Genomic DNA, 20,653 nt, shown 5'->3' on the forward strand with positions numbered 1-20,653 from the left:
TTATACCTTTTCGATTTGAATCAGATTGGTATGCTGCGGATTGCCCTTGGCCAACGGCGAAGGCCGCTGAGTGGTCAGGGTATTCATGCAGGCACCATGATCGACACGATCGCCGCGCATATCGGCCTGATGCCAGGCTCCCTGCCCCATAGCGACAACGCCAGGCATGATCCGCGGCGTCACTTTGGCTTCGACACGCACTTCGCCACGCCCATTGAATACCCGCACCTGGTCGCCGCCGACAATGCCGCGCGACTGGGCATCAAGTGGGTTGATCCACACCTCCTGACGACAAGCCGCCTGCAAGACATCGATGTTTCCGTAGGAAGAGTGGGTGCGAGCCTTGTAATGGAAGCCAAACATTTGCAACGGATAGGTTTTGCGCTGAGGATCGTCCCAGCCTTCGAAGGTGGAGGCATAAATCGGCAACGGACTGATGGTTTCGTCTTTTTCCAACTGCCAGTTGCCGGCGATCTCGGCCAGCCTGGAGGAGTAGATTTCGATCTTGCCGGAAGGGGTTTTTAATGGATGGGCTTCGGGATCCTGGCGGAATTTTTTGTACGCCACGAAATGACCATTAGGATCCTTGCGTTTATAGATCCCCCTACTGCGCAGCTCTTCATAACCCGGCAGCAGCGGATCCCTGTCCTGCATTTTGGCATACAGATGTTGCAACCATTGCGCCTGGGTGCGCCCTTCGGTGAACTTCTGATGCACCTCCGGCCCCAACCGACGCGCCACTTCGCTCAGCACTTCATAAATACCCTTCCGTTCAAATTTGGCGGTGGTCGCGGGCTGAATAAAGATCAGATAGCCCATATTCCCGGCATAGTCGTTGGGAATAATGTCCTCCTGCTCGACGGTCATTAAATCGGGCAGCAGGATGTCGGCATATTTGGCCGACGAGGTCATAAAGTTCTCAAGTACCACGATCATTTCGCACTGGGATTCATCCTGCAAAATATCGTGGGTTTTGTTGATGTCGGAATGCTGGTTGGTAATGGTGTTGCCGGCATAGTTCCAGATGAACTTGATCGGCACATTCAGTTTGTCTTGCCCGCGAACCCCATCGCGTCTGGCGGTCATCTCGGGGCCGCGCACTATGGCATCAGTCCAGCTAAAACAGGAGATTTGCGCTTTGACCGGGTTTGCCAATACCGGCATCCGCTCGATGGTAATGGTATAGGTCGATTCGCGCGCCCCGCTGTTGCCGCCATTAATGCCGACATTGCCGGTCAGGATGGGCAGCATCGCGATAGCGCGCGAGGTCAGTTCGCCATTAGCCTGCCGTTGCGGCCCCCATCCCTGGCAGATGTAAGCCGGTTTCGCGGTACCGATTTCCCGCGCCAGTTTGATAATGCGATCGGCCGGAATGCCGGTAATTTTTGCCGCCCATTGCGGCGTTTTTTCAACGCCATCTTCACCCTGCCCAAGAATATAGGCTTTATAGTGCCCATTGGCTGGCACGTCGTCGGGTAATGTTTTCTCATCGTAGCCAACGCAGTACCGATCCAAAAACGGCTGATCGACCAATTCTTCACTGATCAACACATGCGCCAATCCGGCCACTAATGCCGCGTCCGTGCCAGGACGAATAGGGATCCATTCATCCTCACGCCCGGCGGCCGTATCGGTGTAACGCGGATCGATAACGATCATGCGCGCATTAGACCGCTCGCGCGCCTGCTCCAGATAATAGGTAATGCCGCCACCGCTCATCCGCGTTTCCGCCGGATTGTTGCCGAACATCACCACCAGCTTGCTGTTTTCAATGTCAGACGTGCTGTTGCCTTCATTGCTGCCATAGGTATAAGGCATGGCACAGGCTATTTGCGCGGTGCTGTAGGTTCCGTACTGGCTGAGGTAACCGCCATAGCAATTCATCAGACGAGCGACCAGCGACGCATTCGGTGAGGAGCGGGTAATATTGCCGCCGACGATGCCCGAGGTGTAATTGATGTAAACCGCTTCGTTGCCGTATTGCTCGACGATACGTTTCAGATTGTCGGCAATGGCATCAAAAGCTTCTTCCCAACTGATACGTTTGAACTTGCCTTCACCCCGTTTGCCAACGCGTTTCATCGGATAATTCAAGCGATCGGGATGGTTCATGCGGCGACGAATGGAACGGCCGCGCAAACAGGCTCGAACCTGATGGTCACCATATTCATCCAGACCGGTATTATCGGTTTCGACCCAATACACTTCGTTATCACGCACATGCAAGCGCAAGGCACAGCGGCTGCCACAGTTAACCGAACAGGCGCCCCAGACCACTTTATCTTGCGTGGTTTTTTGCATACTTTCGCTGATTGAATCCGCCAATGCTCGGCGGCTAAACGGCAATGCTATGCCTCCCACGGCCATTGCCAGCCCGACGATACCGCCGGACTTCACCAATGTGCGACGGCTGACGCCTTCAGACACTTGGCTGTTTGCTTTATTTTCCGACATAACTCACTCCACGTTTTACCCTGGTATTGATAAACGTCATGCCTTGATTCAAGGCGGCGAGCAGAGGAGACAGATCCGATGTCTGTTGATGAGCTTGAGTAAAAGCCCTCCTCTATCAAGGGATATTACTCACAAGTGGGTAGTGAACTTTGTCTGCTATCAATAAAGCGGGGAAAGTAGATGAAAGAAAAAACCGTTTCGAACAAAGGGATAATAATTTTCTTATAAAAAAAGCGCCCGTAGGCGCTTTTCGTGAAGCAGGTAATGATTTAGCCGATATATTCCAGGCCACCCATATACGGGCGCAATACTTCCGGCACCTGAATACGGCCATCAGCCTGTTGGTAGTTTTCCAATACCGCCACCAGCGTACGACCAACTGCCAGGCCAGAACCGTTCAGCGTATGCACCAGGCGCGGCTTCTTCTCGGTTTTGCTACGGCAACGAGCCTGCATGCGGCGCGCTTGGTAATCCCACATGTTGGAACAAGATGAGATCTCACGGTAAGTGTTCTGCGCCGGCAGCCACACTTCCAGATCGTAGGTCTTGCATGAGCCTGCACCCATGTCACCGGTACACAGCAACATTTTACGGTACGGCAGGTTCAGCAACTGCAGCACTTTCTCTGCATGACCGGTCAGCTCTTCCAGCGTAGCCATCGAGTCTTCCGGACGGACAATCTGCACCATCTCGACCTTGTCGAACTGGTGCATGCGGATCAAACCGCGGGTGTCACGGCCATAAGAACCGGCTTCGGCACGGAAACATGGCGTATGCGCCGTCATCTTCAGCGGCAGCGATTCCTCTTCGAGGATCTCGTCGCGCACCAGGTTGGTCAACGGCACTTCTGCGGTTGGGATCAGCGCATAGTTGCTGCTGTCCGATTCTTCTTCCAGCGGCTTGGTGTGGAACAGATCTTCACCAAACTTCGGCAATTGACCGGTACCGTACAGCGTTGCGTGGTTAACCAGGTAAGGAACGTAAGTTTCCTGGTAGCCGTGCTGTTCGGTATGCAGATCCAGCATGAACTGGGATAACGCACGGTGCATGCGGGCGATTTGCCCCTTCATCACCACAAAGCGTGAACCCGTCAGTTTTACCGCGGCGGCAAAGTCCAGACCACCGGCCATTTCGCCCAGATCAACGTGATCGCGCACCTGGAAATCATACTGGCGCGGCTCGCCCCAGCGGCTGACTTCCTGATTATCGCCGTCGTCTTTGCCATCCGGTACCGCATCGTCCGGCAGGTTCGGGATCGCCAACGCATAATCACGGATCTCAGCCTGCAGCTGATCCAGTGCGGCCTTGGCAATATCCAGCTTGTCACCCAGTTCGTTTACTTCGCGACGCAGCGGCTCAATGTCTTCCCCGCGCGCTTTAGCCGCGCCGATGGATTTCGATCGGGAGTTACGTTCTGCCTGCAGCATTTCAGTTTCTACCTGCAGAACTTTGCGACGCTCTTCTTGAGAACGCAGCAGATCCAGATCGAGTTTAAAGCCTCGGCGAGCCAGTTTGACGGCGACTGCGTCTAGCTCATTACGCAGCAGATTGGGATCGAGCATGCTAATCCTGTGCTTATTGTTATTGAAAGAAAATTTGTTGTTTTATTCGGCTGATTAAAAGCCGCATAAAGGAAGAGTGATACCCGCTAACCTTACCGCAACGGCAACGCTAGCGGTAGCGTTTTGTCTGGCTATTTTGATCCTGCTCAGCCAGCCATGCCAGCTTTTCGCCGATTTTACCTTCCAGCCCACGAGAAGTTGGATGATAGTAACGCGTCTTGGCCATTTCGCGCGGGAAATAGTCCTCGCCGGCGGCATAGGCATTGGGTTCATCGTGAGCGTAACGGTACTCCGCCCCCAGCCCCATTTCCTTCATCAGCTTGGTTGGTGCATTGCGCAGGTGTTCCGGAACATCGTAATCGGCCATCTCTTTGGCATCGCGTATGGCCGCTTTGAAAGCGGTATAAACCGCGTTGCTTTTTGGCGCACAGGCCAAATAGACAATCGCCTGTGCGATAGCACGCTCGCCTTCTGCCGGCCCGACGCGGGTGAAACAGTCCCAGGCGGCGATCGCCACCTGCATACCGCGCGGATCGGCATTACCGACATCTTCCGAAGCGATAGCCAGCAGCCGACGTGCTACATACAGCGGATCGCCCCCGGCGGTAATAATGCGGGCATACCAGTAAAGCGCAGCGTCCGGCGCGGAGCCTCGCACCGATTTATGCAATGCCGAGATCAGATCGTAAAAGCGGTCGCCTTTATTGTCGAAGCGCGCGCTGCGTTCACCGGAAACTTCTTTCAGTAATTCCGGCGTCAACACGCGAATGCCTTTGGCGTCAGTCTCCGCCATGTCCGCCATCATCTCCAGGCTGTTCAGCGCCCGGCGCGCGTCACCGCCCACCAGTTCCGACAGCATGCGACGGGTCTCTTCCGGCAGCTCGATATTCTGGCCGCCAAACCCCCGGCTGTTGTCCTGCATCGCCTGATCCAGCACCTGGCTGATATCTTCGGCGGTCAGCGCTTTCAGCAGATACACGCGGGCGCGAGACAACAGCGCCGAGTTAAGCTCAAAGGACGGGTTTTCGGTGGTCGCGCCGATGAAAGTAATGGTGCCGTCTTCAATGTGCGGCAGGAAGGCATCCTGCTGGCTTTTGTTGAAGCGGTGTACCTCATCGACAAACAGAATGGTGCGACGACCGGCGTCACGGTTTTGACGTGCACGCTCGATCGCCTCGCGAATTTCTTTGATACCTGACGTGACAGCGGAAATCCGTTCGACGTCCGCCTGGCCATAGCGGCCGATCAGTTCCGCCAACGTCGTTTTCCCAGTGCCCGGAGGCCCCCACAGAATCATCGAATGCAGTTGCCCCGCCTCAATGGCGCGCGGCAAAGGCTTGCCGGCAGCCAGCAGATGCTGTTGACCGATGTACTGCGCCAGCGTGGTTGGCCGCATTCGCGCGGCCAACGGCTGAAATTCATTCTGGGAAAAATCGAGCGACATATTACTCACGCGGACCTCACTGGCGCTGGTCGTCCAGCGTCACCCCCTTCGGCGGGGTAAATTTGAATTTGCTGGCATCGGCAGCGACATTCTGCTGACTTTTCAGCGCGTAAGAGCTGCGCTGGCCATCCTGCTCAACCGCAGCAAAACTGCGGATAGTGCCGCTGTTGGTCACGGTAATGGCGAACTGTTTCAGGTTACCGCTGCTGGATTTTGGCGTCAGCTCAAAATCGTCGCCTTTCTGTTTAACGTTGTATTGTTTCCAGTCATTGGCGTTATTGCGGGTGATCAGCATAAAGGGCGTATTACCGGTCGCATTTTTCAACCAGGTCGCGGTCACTTGCTCAACAAAAGGATTGTAGAACCACAGGGTTTGGCCATCGGACACCAACACACTCTCGTCCGGCGAGGTCATGTGCCAATTAAACAGGTTCGGGCGTTTCACCCAGAGTTCACCTTCACCCTGCTGTACCGCAGCGCCATCACTGCTGGTCACGGTCTGGGAGAAGCTGGCGTGGAAACTGTTCACTTTCGCCAGGCGACTTTGCAGATCCTGCGCGGCGTCGGCCAGCACAGAGGTGGAAGCGAATCCCGAAAGCAGACAACAGGCAACTAACAGTTTTTTCATTATTCCAGATACCTTATGAAATGCGTTAACCGCAAGGCGGTGCCGTGCGGGTCAAATTAACCCTTAACAACCTTTACTCTACCCGAAGCTATCTGCAGGCAGATAGGCCAATGTTCCGAGAAGCCGGTGGGTTTACGCTTCTTTGCACAAGGGCCGCTAAGCGGCCCTTAAGTCTGGTGACAAACACCCGAAAAACGTGGTTTTCGGATGTTTGGGGTAAATCAAAAGATATAATCCTTTGTTTTTATTAACCCTCAGCTCGAGACTTTTAACTGCAAAGGACTTTGTCAACAATCTGAAGGGCCGCTAAGCGGCCCTTTATATTAAATAACAATGATTAAAGCTTCATCAGTCATGCCGTGGCGGTGCCAGCACCTCGCGGTTGCCATTGTGCCCCTGCTCACTGACGATGCCCTGCGCTTCCATCTGTTCGATGATACGCGCGGCGCGGTTATAGCCGATACGGAACTGACGCTGAACGCCGGAGATAGAGGCGCGGCGCTTATCCACCACAAACTCCACCGCCTGGTCAAACAGCGGATCCAGTTCTTCGTCACCGTCCAGACCACCGCCTGCACCACCCTCACCGTCGTCACCGCCGTTGAGGATACCCTCTTTATATTGAGGCCGTTCACGCGCTTTCCAATCCTTAACCACCGCATGCACTTCCTGATCGCGCACAAATGCGCCATGTACACGGACCGGAATGGAAGAGTTAGGGGCCAGATACAACATGTCGCCCATCCCCAGCAGCGATTCGGCACCACCCTGGTCGAGGATAGTGCGCGAGTCAATCTTGCTGGACACGGTAAAGGCGATACGGGTCGGGATGTTGGCCTTGATCAGACCGGTGATCACATCCACCGAAGGACGCTGAGTTGCCAGCACCAGGTGGATACCCGCTGCACGCGCTTTCTGCGCCAGACGAGCGATCAACTCCTCAACCTTTTTGCCGACCGTCATGATCAGGTCAGCGAACTCGTCGACCATCACCACGATGTAAGGCTCTTTCTCCAGTACCGGCGGCGTAATGTCCATGCTGTCGGTCGGTTTCCAGAATGGATCCGGGATTGGACGCCCCATAGCCTCAGCCTGATCGACTCGTTCGTTGTAACCGGCCAGGTTACGCACGCCGAGCGCAGACATCAGCTTGTAGCGGCGCTCCATCTCGGCGACGCACCAACGCAGGGCATTGGCGGCGTCTTTCATGTCGGTAACCACGTCGGTCAGCAGGTGTGGAATACCTTCATAAACCGACAGCTCCAGCATTTTCGGGTCAATCATGATAAAGCGCACTTCTTTCGGCGTGGCCTTATACAGAATGCTCAGGATCATGGCATTGACCCCAACCGATTTACCGGAACCGGTGGTCCCCGCCACTAACAAGTGCGGCATTTTCGCCAAATCGGCCACCACCGGCTCGCCGGAGATGTCTTTACCCAAAACGATCGCCAGCGGCGACGGGTTATCGCGGAACGCCGGGCAATCCAGCACTTCTCGCAGATAGACCGTCTGGCGTTTGACGTTAGGCAACTCCAATCCGACGTAAGGCTTGCCGGGGATCACCTCAACCACACGCACCGCCGAAGTTGACAGTGAACGCGCCAGGTCACGCGACAGGTTGGAAATACGTGCCGCCTTGACGCCCGGCGCCAGATCCAGTTCGAAACGGGTAATGACCGGGCCTGGCAAAATGTCTACCACGTCGGCTTTCACCCGATAATCGGCCAGGCTGGCTTCCACCAAACGCGCCTTCTGTTCCAACGCGAAGGAATCTACCGGCTCGACCTCTTTCGGCGCTTCGGTCAGCAGATCAAGCGTCGGCAGCGGCGTGGTCGGTTTTTGCAGCGGCATATCGTTGCGCATCAGGAACGGGTGGATCAGGCTGTCCATCGCCGGCTGCGGTGGAGCGGCTGGCGTCGGTTGCGCCACAGGCTGTTGATAGGCCGGTGGTTGCTGTTGCACTTCCGTTGGCTGCTGCGGTTGCTGATTCGCGGGCTGATAAGACTGCACCGGCGGCGTCTGAGGTTGCGTTTGCGGCGGATAAGCCGGCGCGGCTGGCTCAAACTGACCGAACGGTACATCATCGTCACGCTCACTTTGCTGCTCGATGCGTTCTTCCAGCTGTGGCGACAGGGTGAACAGCGGCTCAACCGGGCCATCGTCAACCAAATCATCCATCGGCGAGAAGCCGAACGCATTGCGCGTATCTACCGGCGTGGTTGGCTGCACCGATGGCGCGGCCTCTTGCTGACCATAACGCTGGTTTTGCTGTTCGGCAAATGCCTGACGCAATGCGGCTTCCTGCAGAGCAGCCTCATCATCCTGGCTATCCTGCGCGTACTCTTCGCCGTAACGCTGGTTTTGCTGCTCGGCAAACGCCTGACGCAACGCGGCTTCCTGCAAGGCTTCATCATCTTGATCTGACGGAAGCCCCCCGGCATTCGGCAATGGCTCGTCGTCCCCACGGCTACGCTGTTCCTGTTCGGCCATGCGCTGCGAAGGCAGCTTGATGCCGTAAGAAGCCAGCTCACGTCGGGTAGGAATACGCACCGGGTTCGGGCGCGGTAATTCAGGGCCAAGGCCTTGTTTTACCTGCGAGTTAGCGTCACTGGTGGCGGTAAAGGCCGGCATGAAGGTATTGGCGGCAACAGCACCGGCAACCGCCGTGGCTGCAGCTTGCGCCTGAGGCTGCACGTTGCCGAACGATGGCACGGCAGGCTCGGCGGCACTGAAACCGGCCGGAGCACTGACATCAGCGCTATCGCGTTGGGCAGCCGAGAAATCAAACGGAGAACGATCGTGCGACGGCGATGCAGCCGGCGTGTCCCAATTCCCCATGCGCGGTTCGTCATCGTCCTGGTAAGGATCGGCCGGGCGCGTTACCTTCGGCGTCGGCGTCTCTTCAGGAATTTCGAACGAATACAGCGGCGGCGCAGTGTTTTCCGCTGCCGCGCTCATCGGATGCTGGTTCACCGAGGCCGGCGCCGCCGGGGCTACCGTCACCGACGGAGCCTGTGCCACGACCGGAGCCGCAGTGACAGCTTCGTGGGCTGCCGCCGGGGCGACAGGAGCGACATCGGCATCATCGCCGTCATTCGCCCGCAGTCCACTGAGCAGCGGATCTTCAGCATCTTCCGCCGCCATCTTGGCGGTTTCCGTAACCGAAGGGGCAGAGAACAAGACATCGTCTTGCGCCGCATTGGCCGCAGCTGCAGTCGAGGCCGCAGCAAGTGCAGCCCCTTTCTCTGTCGATTCCGGCTGCTCTTCGACGTAACGGTCGTCATCGTCATGATAACGGTCATCACGGCGTGAGCGGTTGGTCATAAAGGTGGCCGTACCCAGCACCACGCCGCCGATCCTCTCGGCAATCACCAGCCAGGACCAGCCGGTAAACAGCGTCAGCCCCGCAGCCCAAACGCACAGCAGCGCCAAGGTTGCGCCAATGCCGTTGAACCACGGCAGCATGGCGTTACTCAGCAAGCTGCCGATCACGCCGCCGGAAGCGAAGTAATAGAGATCGTCGACGTTCAGTGCCGCCAGGCCACACGAGGTGAGTACCAGCGCCAATGTGCCGATCAGGCGCAACGAAAGCGCAAAATAGTCGATGTATTCGCCACTGCCGCGCTGACGATAAGCCGCCCAGCACAACACCAGCATGATCGGCGGTATCGCATAAGCGAGTACCCCGAAGGTGAAGAACAGCGTGTCGGCCATCCAGGCCCCGACGCCACCGCCCAGATTATGAATCGGCTCATGCCACGCGGTCTGCGACCAGCTTGGATCAGAGGGATTGAAACTGACCAAGGCAGCCATGAGGTAAATGGCAAAAATGGCTACCACAATCAACACAGCTTCGAGCAAACGGCGGCCGCTGCTGAGTTTTCTCAAGGTAACTTCTTTATCTTCTGTATATTCCTGGCTCAAGAAAGGCTCTCCAGGTTCCTGTTAGCTGACATAGCAACAGCGCCGAGAAGCTTCCCCGGCGCCGAAACTGTATGGATAAACAGGAGTGTAACCAATTTAATCAGGTTTTGCACCTGCACCCTACCGTGTTTTGATAACCAGACGGTTGCTCTGTTTCACTTCTTCCATCACTACGTACGTACGGGTGTCGTTAACCCCCGGCAGACGCAGCAAGGTTTCGCCGAGCAACTTACGGTAAGCCGACATATCCGGCACGCGGGTTTTCAACAAATAGTCGAAATCACCGGACACCAGATGACACTCCTGAATTTCTTCAAGCTTCTGAACTGCTGAGTTGAATTGCTCAAACACATCCGGTGCACCGCGGTTCAACGTGATTTCCACGAAGACCAACAGGGACGCATCCAGATAATGCGGGTTGAGCAAAGCGGTATAGCCATGAATAAAACCCTGGCGCTCGAGGCGGCGCACGCGTTCTAAACATGGGGTTGGGGATAACCCCACGCGCTTCGAAAGCTCAACGTTCGAAATACGCCCATCCTTCTGCAGCTCGTTCAGGATATTGCGGTCGATACGGTCGAGATCTTTACCCGGGCGTTTCTTATTGTCTGCCATTATTATTGTCTCTCTTATTTTCTTCCCTGCACTTGCCACACCCTAGCCAACGTCAATGTGTAAGGGTTCGTTCCAAGCGAAGACCCAATGCCTGTCATATGCTTCACTACCATCATTCACCGCCGTGCAGCCTGTCTGTCAAACCCTGCACAGGGTATTTCATGACGTTATCGCAAGAAGAAATCTGCCACTCGCTTGCGCGATGCCCCTCACCTGCCGCACGCGGATCCAGCAACGGCGCAAAATTCTGCGCCAACGCCGCAAATACGTACGATTTACTGCCGGTGGGAGGATAATTTCTTCTTCCTATGATGTTTTCGCAAATGCGCAGCGGATTGTCAAAGTAAAAGAAGCAAAATCAGAAGAACGTACCGTCATGAAAAGTTAGCACCCCGTTTTTAGTTATGAATCGCTGGCTTAAAAACCCGGCGGACAAGGCGCTTAAACCCGCTTAATGTGCTGTTTCCGGTCAATGGAATAGCCAACCGCCCCACGCGGCTTCCATAAGTTAAATTGCTGCGTTTTGCGCTCGCTTTAGCCGCAAAACAATAATTAATAGGCAATGACTATCAAACAAATCGTTAACAACATCCCCTGGCGCTTTTTTTAATGTCGCATTTTCCCTACAATCGAACCCATTGTCCGCCATTGTGGGAAAAGAGGTTATTCATGGGCACGGCTAAACACAGCAAATTATTGATTCTGGGCTCCGGCCCGGCTGGCTACACCGCCGCAGTTTACGCAGCGCGCGCCAACCTGAGCCCGGTGCTGATTACCGGTATGGAACAAGGGGGTCAGCTGACCACCACCACCGAAGTGGAAAACTGGCCGGGTGATGCCGAAGACCTGACCGGTCCGGCGCTGATGGAACGCATGCGCGAGCATGCAGAAAAATTCCAGACCGAGATTGTGTTTGACCACATCAACAGCGTTGATCTGCAGACCCGTCCGTTCCGTCTGTTCGGTGACAATGGCGAATACACCTGTGATGCACTGATCATCGCCACCGGCGCATCAGCCCGTTACCTGGGCCTGCCTACCGAAGAAGCTTTCAAAGGCAAAGGCGTATCCGCCTGTGCCACCTGTGACGGTTTCTTCTACCGCAACCAGAAAGTCGCGGTCGTCGGCGGCGGCAACACCGCCGTGGAAGAAGCGCTGTATCTGTCCAACATCGCGGCCGAAGTTCACCTGATTCACCGCCGTGACAGCTTCCGTTCAGAGAAGATCCTGATCAACCGACTGATGGAAAAAGTGAAAAACGGCAATATCGTGCTGCACACCGACCATACCCTGGACGAAGTGCTGGGCGATGAAATGGGCGTTACCGGCGTGTGTATCCGCAGTACCAAAGCGGAAAACGAAACGCAGGAACTGGCGCTGGCCGGTGTGTTTATCGCCATCGGACACAGCCCGAACACCAGCATTTTCGGCGGTCAGTTGGAACTGGAAAACGGCTATATCAAAGTGCAGTCCGGTATTCACGGTAATGCCACCCAAACCACCATTCCTGGCGTATTCGCCGCCGGCGACGTGATGGACCACATCTACCGCCAGGCGATCACCTCCGCCGGTACCGGGTGTATGGCAGCGCTGGACGCTGAGCGTTATCTGGACGGCATCGCCGACGCAGAAGTGCTGTAACGGCACAGACTCCCCCCTGAAAAGCGGCTGCCTCAGCCGCTTTTTTTATCCCTAAAAGAAGATCCTCGATGCAGAATCTTCTCCACTGACGTCTGTTGGTTGCCGTAGCGGACCACGGCAAAATCACCCTGGCGGCGGAAGCAGCCGGTCAGCCGGTGCCATAATCCCGCTGTTGCGGTCTGTTATACCGATATTTGACCGCTTTATTATTTTCAGTCTGCCGGGTGAAGAGGTAACATTGGCCTTCACTTGTTCGCTTCAGGTTGAGGCAAACACTTTTTTTAACAGCACGTTAACCTTGTCTGTAACAACAGGCGCCGGCGACGCAGACTCATATCTGATGAAAAAAACCAGACAGCAACAGTTAACCCGTTGGCTCAAGACTCAGAGCACCCTGGCGCAGCGTTGGTTGCGCCTTTCCATGTTATTGGGGCTGATAAGCGGCATTTTGATTGTCGCGCAGGCATGGCTATTGGCCGCCCTGCTCCACGCCCTGATTATCGAACAGGCCCCACGTGAACAGTTGATCCCGTCGTTTATCTGGTTGGCCGCCACTTTCGCGCTGCGGGCGGTGCTGAGCTGGCTGCGTGAGCGCGTTGGTTTTATCTGCGGACAAGTGATCCGCCAGCGCATGCGCCAGCAAGTGCTGGATAAACTGCAGCAGCTCGGCCCCGCCTGGATCCAGGGCAAACCGGCCGGCAGTTGGGCGAGCATCATCGTCGAACAAATCGAAGACATGCAGGATTACTACGCGCGCTACCTGCCGCAGATGTACCTGGCGGTATTTATCCCGCTGCTGATCCTGATCACCGTATTCCCGATTAACTGGGCCGCAGGCCTGATTCTGTTGACCACCGCGCCCCTGATCCCGATGTTTATGGCACTGGTCGGCATGGGGGCCGCAGACGCTAACCGACGCAACTTTGTGGCGCTGGCACGGCTGAGCGGTAACTTCCTCGACCGCCTGCGGGGGTTAGACACGCTGCGCCTGTTCAACCGGGCACAAGCGGAAACCGCGCAGATTGCCAAATCGTCCGAAGACTTCCGTAGCCGAACCATGGAAGTGCTGCGTCTGGCATTCCTGTCTTCGGCAGTGTTGGAGTTCTTTGCCTCCATTTCTATCGCCGTGGTGGCGGTCTATTTTGGCTTCTCTTTCCTTGGCGAACTTAATTTCGGCAGCTACGGCACCGGCGTCACGCTGTTCGCCGGTTTCCTGGTGCTGATCCTGTCGCCGGAATTCTTCCAGCCGTTGCGCGATTTGGGCACCTTCTACCATGCCAAGGCGCAGGCCGTGGGAGCGGCGGAAACGCTGGAAACCTTCCTCAGTGCCGAAGGCGAACAAATGGGCAACGGCACGCAAACTCTGGATGCCGATGCACCGTTGGAACTGCAAGCGCAGGATCTGGAGATCCTGTCGCCGGATGGCGTACTGCTGGCCGGGCCACTCAGTTTCACCCTGCCTGCTCACCAACGCATTGCTTTGGTCGGGCTGAGCGGTGCCGGTAAAAGTTCGCTGCTGAATCTGCTGCTCGGTTTCCTGCCCTATCGCGGTTCGCTGAAGGTCAACGGCACCGAACTGCGCGAACTGGCAGCCGAAGGTTGGCGCCAGCAACTCGGCTGGGTAGGGCAAAACCCGCACCTGCCGGCGCAAACGCTGCGCGCCAATATACTGCTGAGCAACCCGCAGGCCAGCGAGGCCCAATTGCAGCAAGCCGTGGAACAAGCCTATGTCGGCGAGATTTTGCCGTATCTGCCGCAGGGGCTGGATACCGAAGTCGGCGATAACGCCGCGCGTCTGTCTGTCGGGCAGGCGCAACGAGTGGCGGTCGCCCGGGCGCTGATCAGTCCGCGCCGTTTGCTGCTGTTGGATGAACCGGCCGCCAGTCTCGACGCCCACAGTGAACGGCAAGTCATGCAGGCGCTGAATGCGGCTTCGCATCAACAAACTACCCTGCTGGTGACCCACCAGTTGGAAGATACCGAAGATTACGATCAGATTTGGGTAATGGAAGGCGGACACATCGTCCAGCAAGGCGACTACGCCACGCTGAGCGCTCAACCGGGCCTGTTTGCCAACCTGATCGCACACCGCCGCGGGGATCTATAATCATGCGCGTTTTGCTGCCGTTCCTGGCGCTGTACCGTCGTCACAGCCTGCTGATCTGTCTGGGCATCATTCTGGCCATCATCACGCTGCTGGCCAGCATCGGCCTGCTGGCGCTGTCTGGCTGGTTCCTCGCCGCGTCGGCCCTGGCCGGGCTGGCAGGCCTGTTTACCTTCAACTACATGTTGCCGGCGGCCGGCGTACGTGGTGCCGCCATTTTCCGCACCGCCGGGCGCTACGCCGAACGCGTGGTCAGCCACGATGCCACTTTCCGCGTGCTGTCCCATCTGCGGGTGTTTACCTTTAAAAAAATCCTGCCGCTGTCGCCGGGCGGTATTGCCCGCTTCCGTCAGGCCGATTTGCTTAACCGGCTGGTGGCGGACGTCGATACGCTGGATCACCTGTATCTGCGGGTGATTTCACCGCTGGTCAGCGCCGCCGTGGTGATTGTCGTGGTGACTTACGGCCTGAGCTGGCTGGACGTTTCCCTGGCCCTGACGCTGGGCGGTATTCTGCTGCTGCTGTTGCTGCTGGTGCCACCGGTATTTTATCGGGCCGGCAAGCCGATTGGCGGCCAACTGACCGCCCTGCGCGGCCAGTACCGCACCGATCTGACCGCCTGGCTGCAGGGCCAGGCCGAACTGGTGGTATTCGGTGCAGTGGATCACTTCCGCGCCACTTTGGATGCCACCGAACGCCACTGGCAGCGCCGCCAGTGGCAACAGGCTTCGTTAGGGGGAATGGCGCAAGCGCTGATGATCCTGGCCAGCGGCCTGACGGTCACCTTGTTACTGTGGCTCACCGCAGCCGGCATCGGCGGCGATAGCCAACCGGGCGCGCTGATTGCGCTGTTCGTGTTCGCCGCGCTGGCCTCGTTTGAAGCCTTGATGCCGGTGGCCGGTGCTTTCCAGCACCTGGGACAGGTGATCGCCTCCGCCACACGGGTGAAGCAGGTCATCGACCGACAGCCGGAAGTCACCTTCCCAGCCACCGGCCCAGCCGCCGAAAACGGCGCCATGCTGAGCCTGCAGCAGCTCACCTTCACCTATCCCGACCAACCGCAGCCGGTATTGCAGGACGTCACTCTGGAGATTGCCACCGGTGAGCACATTGCACTGCTCGGGCGCACCGGCTGCGGTAAATCGACCCTGTTGCAGTTGCTCACCCGCGCCTGGAATGCCGACAGCGGGCAAGTCCTGCTCAACGGCCATCCTCTGGCGGCTTACGATGAAACCACGCTGCGCCGGATGACCACCGTCGTCAGCCAGCGGGTGCATATTTTCAGCGATACCTTGCGCGAAAACATGCGTATCGCCGCGCCAACCGCGACCGATGAACAGTTACGCGAAGTGCTCCAGCAAGTCGGGTTGGACAAGCTGTTGGAAAACGAAGGGCTGAACGCCTGGCTGGGCGACGGCGGCCGCCAGCTTTCTGGTGGTGAGCAGCGCCGTCTCGGCATCGCCCGCGCGCTGTTGCATCAGGCGCCGCTGCTGCTGCTCGATGAGCCGACCGAAGGCCTGGACGCCGAAACCGAACAGCAGATCCTGGCGCTGCTGCGCCGACATTGCCAGGGGAAAACGCTGATCCTGGTCACCCACCGGTTGTATGGACTGGAGCACCTTGATCGTATTTGCGTGATGGACGGCGGCCGAATTGTCGAGCAAGGTGACCATCTCACCCTGATGCGCCAACAGGGGCGTTATGCCCACTTCCGCCAACGTATCAGCGGTATACCGCTGTAAAATGGCCTGTAGAGGACGCTGAGACCTTATATGCGCATTGTTAAGCTGTCATCGCAGTCATTGGCGTTCCCCTCTCCTGAGGGCGCGCTGCGCGATCCTAACGGCCTGCTGGCTATTGGCGGCGATCTGACAGCACCGCGTTTGCTGGCCGCCTACGAACGTGGCATCTTTCCCTGGTTTTCGCCGGGCGAAGCCATTTTATGGTGGTCTCCCGATCCGCGTGCGGTGCTGCTCCCGGCCGAACGTCATGTCAGTCGCAGTCTGAAACGCTTTCTGCGCAGCAACCCCTTTCGCGTCACGCTGAACCACGATTTCGCCGCGGTGATCGCCGCCTGTGCCGATCGGCCGCAGGAAGGCACCTGGATTGGGCCGGAGGTTCAACGCGCTTACCTGCATCTGCACCGCCTTGGTTTCGCTCATTCAGTCGAGGTATGGCAGGATGAAAAGCTGGTGGGCGGCATGTACGGCGTAGCTCAGGGCGCGTTGTTCTGCGGCGAATCGATGTTTAGCCGCACCACCAATGCCTCCAAGTGCGCCCTGATGACTTTTTGCCGCCATTTTGCCGCTTATGGCGGAGAATTGATTGACTGTCAGGTGCTTAACGCTCACACTGCCACGCTGGGAGCGAAAGAGATCCCCCGAAGACAATTTTTGCAGCAGCTCAGTCAGCTTCAGCGCAAGCCATTAGCGCCAGAGTGCTGGGTACCGCAAGTGTTACCCCCACAGCAGGTTGAACCACCCTCCCCAACAAACTAATTTTGCGGAAACGGTGCAATGTTCACCGACACTTCTTTACATAATGTGGGTTTTTCGGCATTATCTTGCCGGTTAAAAACTAAGGTAGTTAGACCTAGAGGATTCGATGGCCAAAGAAGACAATATTGAAATGCAGGGCACCGTTCTTGATACGCTGCCGAACACCATGTTCCGCGTTGAATTGGAAAACGGGCACGTGGTAACCGCACATATCTCCGGTAAAATGCGTAAAAACTACATCCGCATCCTGACGGGCGACAAAGTCACTGTAGAGCTGACCCCGTACGACCTGAGCAAAGGCCGCATTGTCTTCCGTAGCCGTTAATCGGCTCACTCGTCGCCAGCCGATGGCGGCACCGAGGATGTAATGCCTCCGGAGCCCTTTCCGTTTACCCCCGTAGCAACGTTCAACATCGTGTTGCGAGAGCGCAGGTAAACTGAGAGGGCTCAATCATTTCTATTGCGGTGAAATTCACCCATAAAAAAAGCGATGCCGAAGCATCGCTTTTTCTTTATCTGACCTGGCCTTAGTGCACCGCACCTTCATCCGCTTTGCGCATCGACGCGCTGAGGAAGTGGTAAGTCAGTTTCTGATTGTCCTTATCCAGCTCGACTTTCACCGAGCCGCCGTCCACCAGCGAGCCGAACAGCAATTCGTTGGCCAGCGGTTTCTTCAGGTTTTCCTGCATCACACGCGCCATCGGACGAGCGCCCATGGCACGGTCGTAGCCTTTCACCGACAGCCAGTCGCGCGCTTCGTCGCTCACTTCCAGCGACACGCCCTTCGCATCCAGCTGTGCCTGCAGTTCGACGATAAACTTATCGACAACCTGCTGGATCACCTCGGTCGACAGATGGTTGAACCAAAGAATGTTGTCCAGACGGTTACGGAATTCCGGCGTGAACACTTTCTTGATCTCTTCCATCGCGTCGGTGCTGTTGTCCTGCTGAACCAGACCGATCGATTTACGTTCGGTTTCACGCACCCCGGCGTTGGTGGTCATCACCAGGATCACATTGCGGAAGTCCGCCTTGCGACCGTTGTTATCGGTCAGGGTACCGTTGTCCATGACCTGCAACAGCAGGTTGAACACGTCCGGGTGCGCCTTCTCGATTTCATCCAGCAGCACTACCGAATGCGGATGCTTGAGCACCGCATCGGTCAACAGGCCACCCTGATCGTAACCAACATAACCCGGAGGCGCGCCAATCAGACGGCTGACGGTATGACGTTCCATATACTCGGACATATCAAAACGCAGCAGTTGAATATCCATCGCCTTCGCCAACTGAACCGTCACCTCGGTTTTCCCGACGCCGGTTGGCCCGGCAAACAGGAAGGAGCCGACAGGTTTACGCTCGTGGCCCAGACCGGCACGGCTCATTTTGATCGCTTCAGTCAGTGCCTCAATCGCCTGATCCTGGCCGAATACCAGCATTTTCAGACGGTCACCCAGGCTTCTCAGCACATCGCGATCGCTCGCCGACACGGTTTTTTCCGGGATGCGTGCGATACGTGCCACCACCGACTCAATGTCGGCAACGTTGACCGTTTTCTTGCGCTTGCTGATCGGCATTAATCGGCTGCGGGCGCCTGCCTCGTCGATGACGTCGATAGCCTTGTCCGGCAAATGACGGTCATTGATGTATTTCACCGACAGCTCAACCGCCGCACGCACCGCTTTTGCGGTATAACGCACATCGTGGTGCGCTTCGTACTTGGTTTTCAGGCCGTTGATGATCTGAATGGTCTCTTCCGGCGTCGGCTCGGTAATGTCGATTTTTTGGAAACGACGGGCCAGCGCACGGTCTTTTTCAAAGATGTTGCTGAATTCCTGATAAGTGGTCGAGCCGATAACCCGAATTTTGCCGCTGGAAAGCAGCGGTTTAATCAGGTTGGCAGCATCCACCTGCCCACCGGAAGCCGCACCGGCGCCGATGATGGTGTGGATCTCATCGATAAACAGGATGCTGTTCTTATCCTGCTCCAGCTGTTTCAGCAGCGCTTTGAAACGTTTTTCGAAGTCGCCACGGTATTTGGTGCCGGCCAGCAATGAACCGATATCCAGTGAATACAGCGTGCAGTCCGCCATCACTTCCGGGACGTCGCCCTGCACAATACGCCAGGCCAGGCCTTCGGCAATCGCCGTTTTGCCCACGCCGGATTCGCCCACCAGCAGCGGGTTGTTCTTGCGACGACGGCACAGCACCTGAATAGCGCGCTCCAGCTCAGGGTCACGGCCAATCAAAGGATCGATGCCGCCCACCCGCGCCAGTTGGTTGAGGTTGGTGGTGAAGTTTTCCATACGGTCTTCCCCTCCGGACTGCTCTTCATTCACCGGGTTTTCCGCATTCGGCGCTTGGCCCGGCTCGTCTTTACGTGTGCCATGTGAAATGAAGTTCACTACGTCGAGACGGCTGACGTCGTGTTTGCGCAGCAGGTAAGCCGCCTGCGACTCCTGCTCGCTGAAAATCGCCACCAGCACGTTGGCGCCGCTGACTTCGCTGCGGCCGGAAGATTGCACATGGAATACCGCACGCTGCAGCACGCGCTGGAAGCTGAGCGTCGGCTGAGTGTCGCGCTCTTCTTCGCTGGCAGGCAGTGTCGGCGTGGTTTGTTCGATGAAGGCTTCCAGCTCCTGACGCAGTGCAGCCAGGTCCACCGTACATGCCTCAAGCGCTTCTCGCGCGGCAGGGTTGCTGAGTAACGCCAGCAACAGGTGCTCCACGGTCATAAACTCGTGTCTGTGCTCACGCGCTCTGGCGAAAGCCATGTTGAGACTGAGTTCCAGTTCTTGATTGAGCATAAGCACCTCCCCAATAGTTGCCTAAATCTAGGCTTTTTCTAGCGTACAAAGCAACGGATGCTCGTTCTCCCTCGCATAACGGTTCACATGGACGACTTTGGTTTCCGCCACCTCGGCAGTAAACACACCGCAGATCGCCTTGCCTTGATAGTGGACCGTGAGCATCAGTTGCGTTGCGCGTTCAATATCATAAGAAAAGAACTTTTGCAGAACGTCAATCACAAATTCCATCGGTGTGTAATCGTCGTTGTTAAGTATAACTTTATACATAGACGGCGGTTTTACCGCATCGATTTGTTTTTCTTCGGCCAAGTGTTCAAAGTTTAGCCAATCGTTGCTATTGCCCATCGCTGCTCATCTTCTCTGCTCTGTCCTTTAATATGGGGACAGGTTCCGGTTATTCAAAGTGGGGTATCATTACTATTTTATCATCTTCGCCATCATCCCGCCGCACTGGAACGTGCGCAAAAAATCTCTGACAAATTGTTACCAAACAATGTCAAGATCGTTACCTGCTTCAAACTTTGATGAACTGCTCCCTGCCGACAAAAGCCGATCCCTTGACGTGATGATCATTTGCTCTAGAGTGTAAATTCGTGAGCTGGTGGTGTTTTAACCACTTTTAGCCTCATCTGCTGCCTGCTTCTGGCGGGTGCGAATTCAGTTATTCATCTCACCTAAAAATAGCGTTGCGAGGGATGTAAAAGCATGGAGACGGGTACTGTTAAATGGTTCAACAACGCCAAAGGGTTTGGGTTTATCTGTCCTGAAGGCGGCGGCGAAGACATATTCGCCCACTATTCTACGATTAAGATGGATGGGTACCGGACGCTGAAAGCTGGCCAGCAGGTCAGTTTTGATGTGCACCAAGGGCCAAAAGGGAACCATGCGAGTCTTATTGTGCCACTGGAAAGCGAGGCTCTGGCCTAACGCGCTTGCGCAGAGTCAGTCTGAAATACCCCACTAAAATGCC

General features: G+C 56.4%; 14 protein-coding genes. 6 read left to right on the forward strand and 8 right to left on the reverse strand.

Annotated elements, in window-relative coordinates; genetic code table 11:
- The 6 genes from ynfE to lrp all read right to left on the reverse strand — a co-directional run bounded on the left by ynfE (nt 1) and on the right by lrp (nt 10,630).
- A complete protein-coding gene (gene ynfE / locus ACGS9J_RS13595) occupies nt 1-2,454 on the reverse strand; it encodes a selenate/tellurate reductase subunit YnfE (RefSeq protein WP_442231409.1) in 2,454 nt (817 codons plus the stop codon).
- Between the two features lie 269 nt (nt 2,455-2,723).
- A complete protein-coding gene (serS, locus tag ACGS9J_RS13600) occupies nt 2,724-4,016 on the reverse strand; it encodes a serine--tRNA ligase (RefSeq protein WP_442231410.1) in 1,293 nt (430 codons plus the stop codon).
- 109 nt (nt 4,017-4,125) lie between these two features.
- Nucleotides 4,126-5,469, reverse strand: coding sequence for a replication-associated recombination protein A (locus ACGS9J_RS13605; RefSeq protein WP_442231411.1), 1,344 nt, complete (start codon nt 5,467-5,469; stop codon nt 4,126-4,128).
- 7 nt (nt 5,470-5,476) lie between these two features.
- On the reverse strand, nt 5,477-6,088 hold the full coding sequence (gene lolA / locus ACGS9J_RS13610) for an outer membrane lipoprotein chaperone LolA (protein WP_044549499.1): 612 nt from the start codon (nt 6,086-6,088) through the stop codon (nt 5,477-5,479).
- A 348-nt stretch (nt 6,089-6,436) separates the two neighbouring features.
- The gene (locus ACGS9J_RS13615) at nt 6,437-10,015 is read right to left on the reverse strand and encodes a DNA translocase FtsK 4TM domain-containing protein (RefSeq protein ID WP_442231412.1); all 3,579 of its coding nucleotides are present in this window, start codon (nt 10,013-10,015) and stop codon (nt 6,437-6,439) included.
- A 120-nt stretch (nt 10,016-10,135) separates the two neighbouring features.
- Nucleotides 10,136-10,630: a leucine-responsive transcriptional regulator Lrp gene (gene lrp / locus ACGS9J_RS13620; protein WP_004928318.1), complete on the reverse strand. Its 495-nt coding sequence runs from the start codon at nt 10,628-10,630 to the stop codon at nt 10,136-10,138.
- 669 nt (nt 10,631-11,299) lie between these two features.
- Between lrp and trxB the strand changes: the two genes are divergently transcribed.
- From trxB to infA, 5 genes are all read left to right on the forward strand, one after another.
- On the forward strand, nt 11,300-12,271 hold the full coding sequence (gene trxB, locus ACGS9J_RS13625; protein WP_442231413.1) for a thioredoxin-disulfide reductase: 972 nt from the start codon (nt 11,300-11,302) through the stop codon (nt 12,269-12,271).
- A 340-nt stretch (nt 12,272-12,611) separates the two neighbouring features.
- Nucleotides 12,612-14,378: a heme ABC transporter permease/ATP-binding protein CydD gene (gene cydD, locus ACGS9J_RS13630; protein ID WP_442231414.1), complete on the forward strand. Its 1,767-nt coding sequence runs from the start codon at nt 12,612-12,614 to the stop codon at nt 14,376-14,378.
- 2 nt (nt 14,379-14,380) lie between these two features.
- The gene (gene cydC, locus ACGS9J_RS13635; RefSeq protein WP_442231415.1) at nt 14,381-16,117 is read left to right on the forward strand and encodes a heme ABC transporter ATP-binding protein/permease CydC; all 1,737 of its coding nucleotides are present in this window, start codon (nt 14,381-14,383) and stop codon (nt 16,115-16,117) included.
- 30 nt (nt 16,118-16,147) lie between these two features.
- Complete coding sequence (aat, locus tag ACGS9J_RS13640) at nt 16,148-16,873, forward strand: leucyl/phenylalanyl-tRNA--protein transferase (RefSeq protein ID WP_442231416.1); 726 nt, start codon at nt 16,148-16,150, stop codon at nt 16,871-16,873.
- A 106-nt stretch (nt 16,874-16,979) separates the two neighbouring features.
- Complete coding sequence (gene infA, locus ACGS9J_RS13645) at nt 16,980-17,198, forward strand: translation initiation factor IF-1 (protein WP_002211347.1); 219 nt, start codon at nt 16,980-16,982, stop codon at nt 17,196-17,198.
- Between the two features lie 202 nt (nt 17,199-17,400).
- Here infA and clpA read toward each other — a convergent pair whose 3' ends face one another.
- Nucleotides 17,401-19,680, reverse strand: coding sequence for an ATP-dependent Clp protease ATP-binding subunit ClpA (gene clpA / locus ACGS9J_RS13650; protein ID WP_442231417.1), 2,280 nt, complete (start codon nt 19,678-19,680; stop codon nt 17,401-17,403).
- Between the two features lie 27 nt (nt 19,681-19,707).
- Nucleotides 19,708-20,028: an ATP-dependent Clp protease adapter ClpS gene (clpS, locus tag ACGS9J_RS13655; RefSeq protein WP_015671738.1), complete on the reverse strand. Its 321-nt coding sequence runs from the start codon at nt 20,026-20,028 to the stop codon at nt 19,708-19,710.
- Nucleotides 20,029-20,388: 360 nt separating this feature from the next.
- Here clpS and cspD point away from each other — a divergent pair, with 360 nt between their 5' ends.
- Entirely contained in the window at nt 20,389-20,610 is a 222-nt protein-coding gene (cspD, locus tag ACGS9J_RS13660; RefSeq protein ID WP_004942590.1) for a cold shock-like protein CspD, read from the forward strand.
- The last annotated feature ends 43 nt before the right edge of the window (nt 20,611-20,653 follow it).

This window comes from Serratia quinivorans, assembly GCF_052113645.1.
Taxonomy (GTDB): domain Bacteria; phylum Pseudomonadota; class Gammaproteobacteria; order Enterobacterales; family Enterobacteriaceae; genus Serratia; species Serratia quinivorans_B.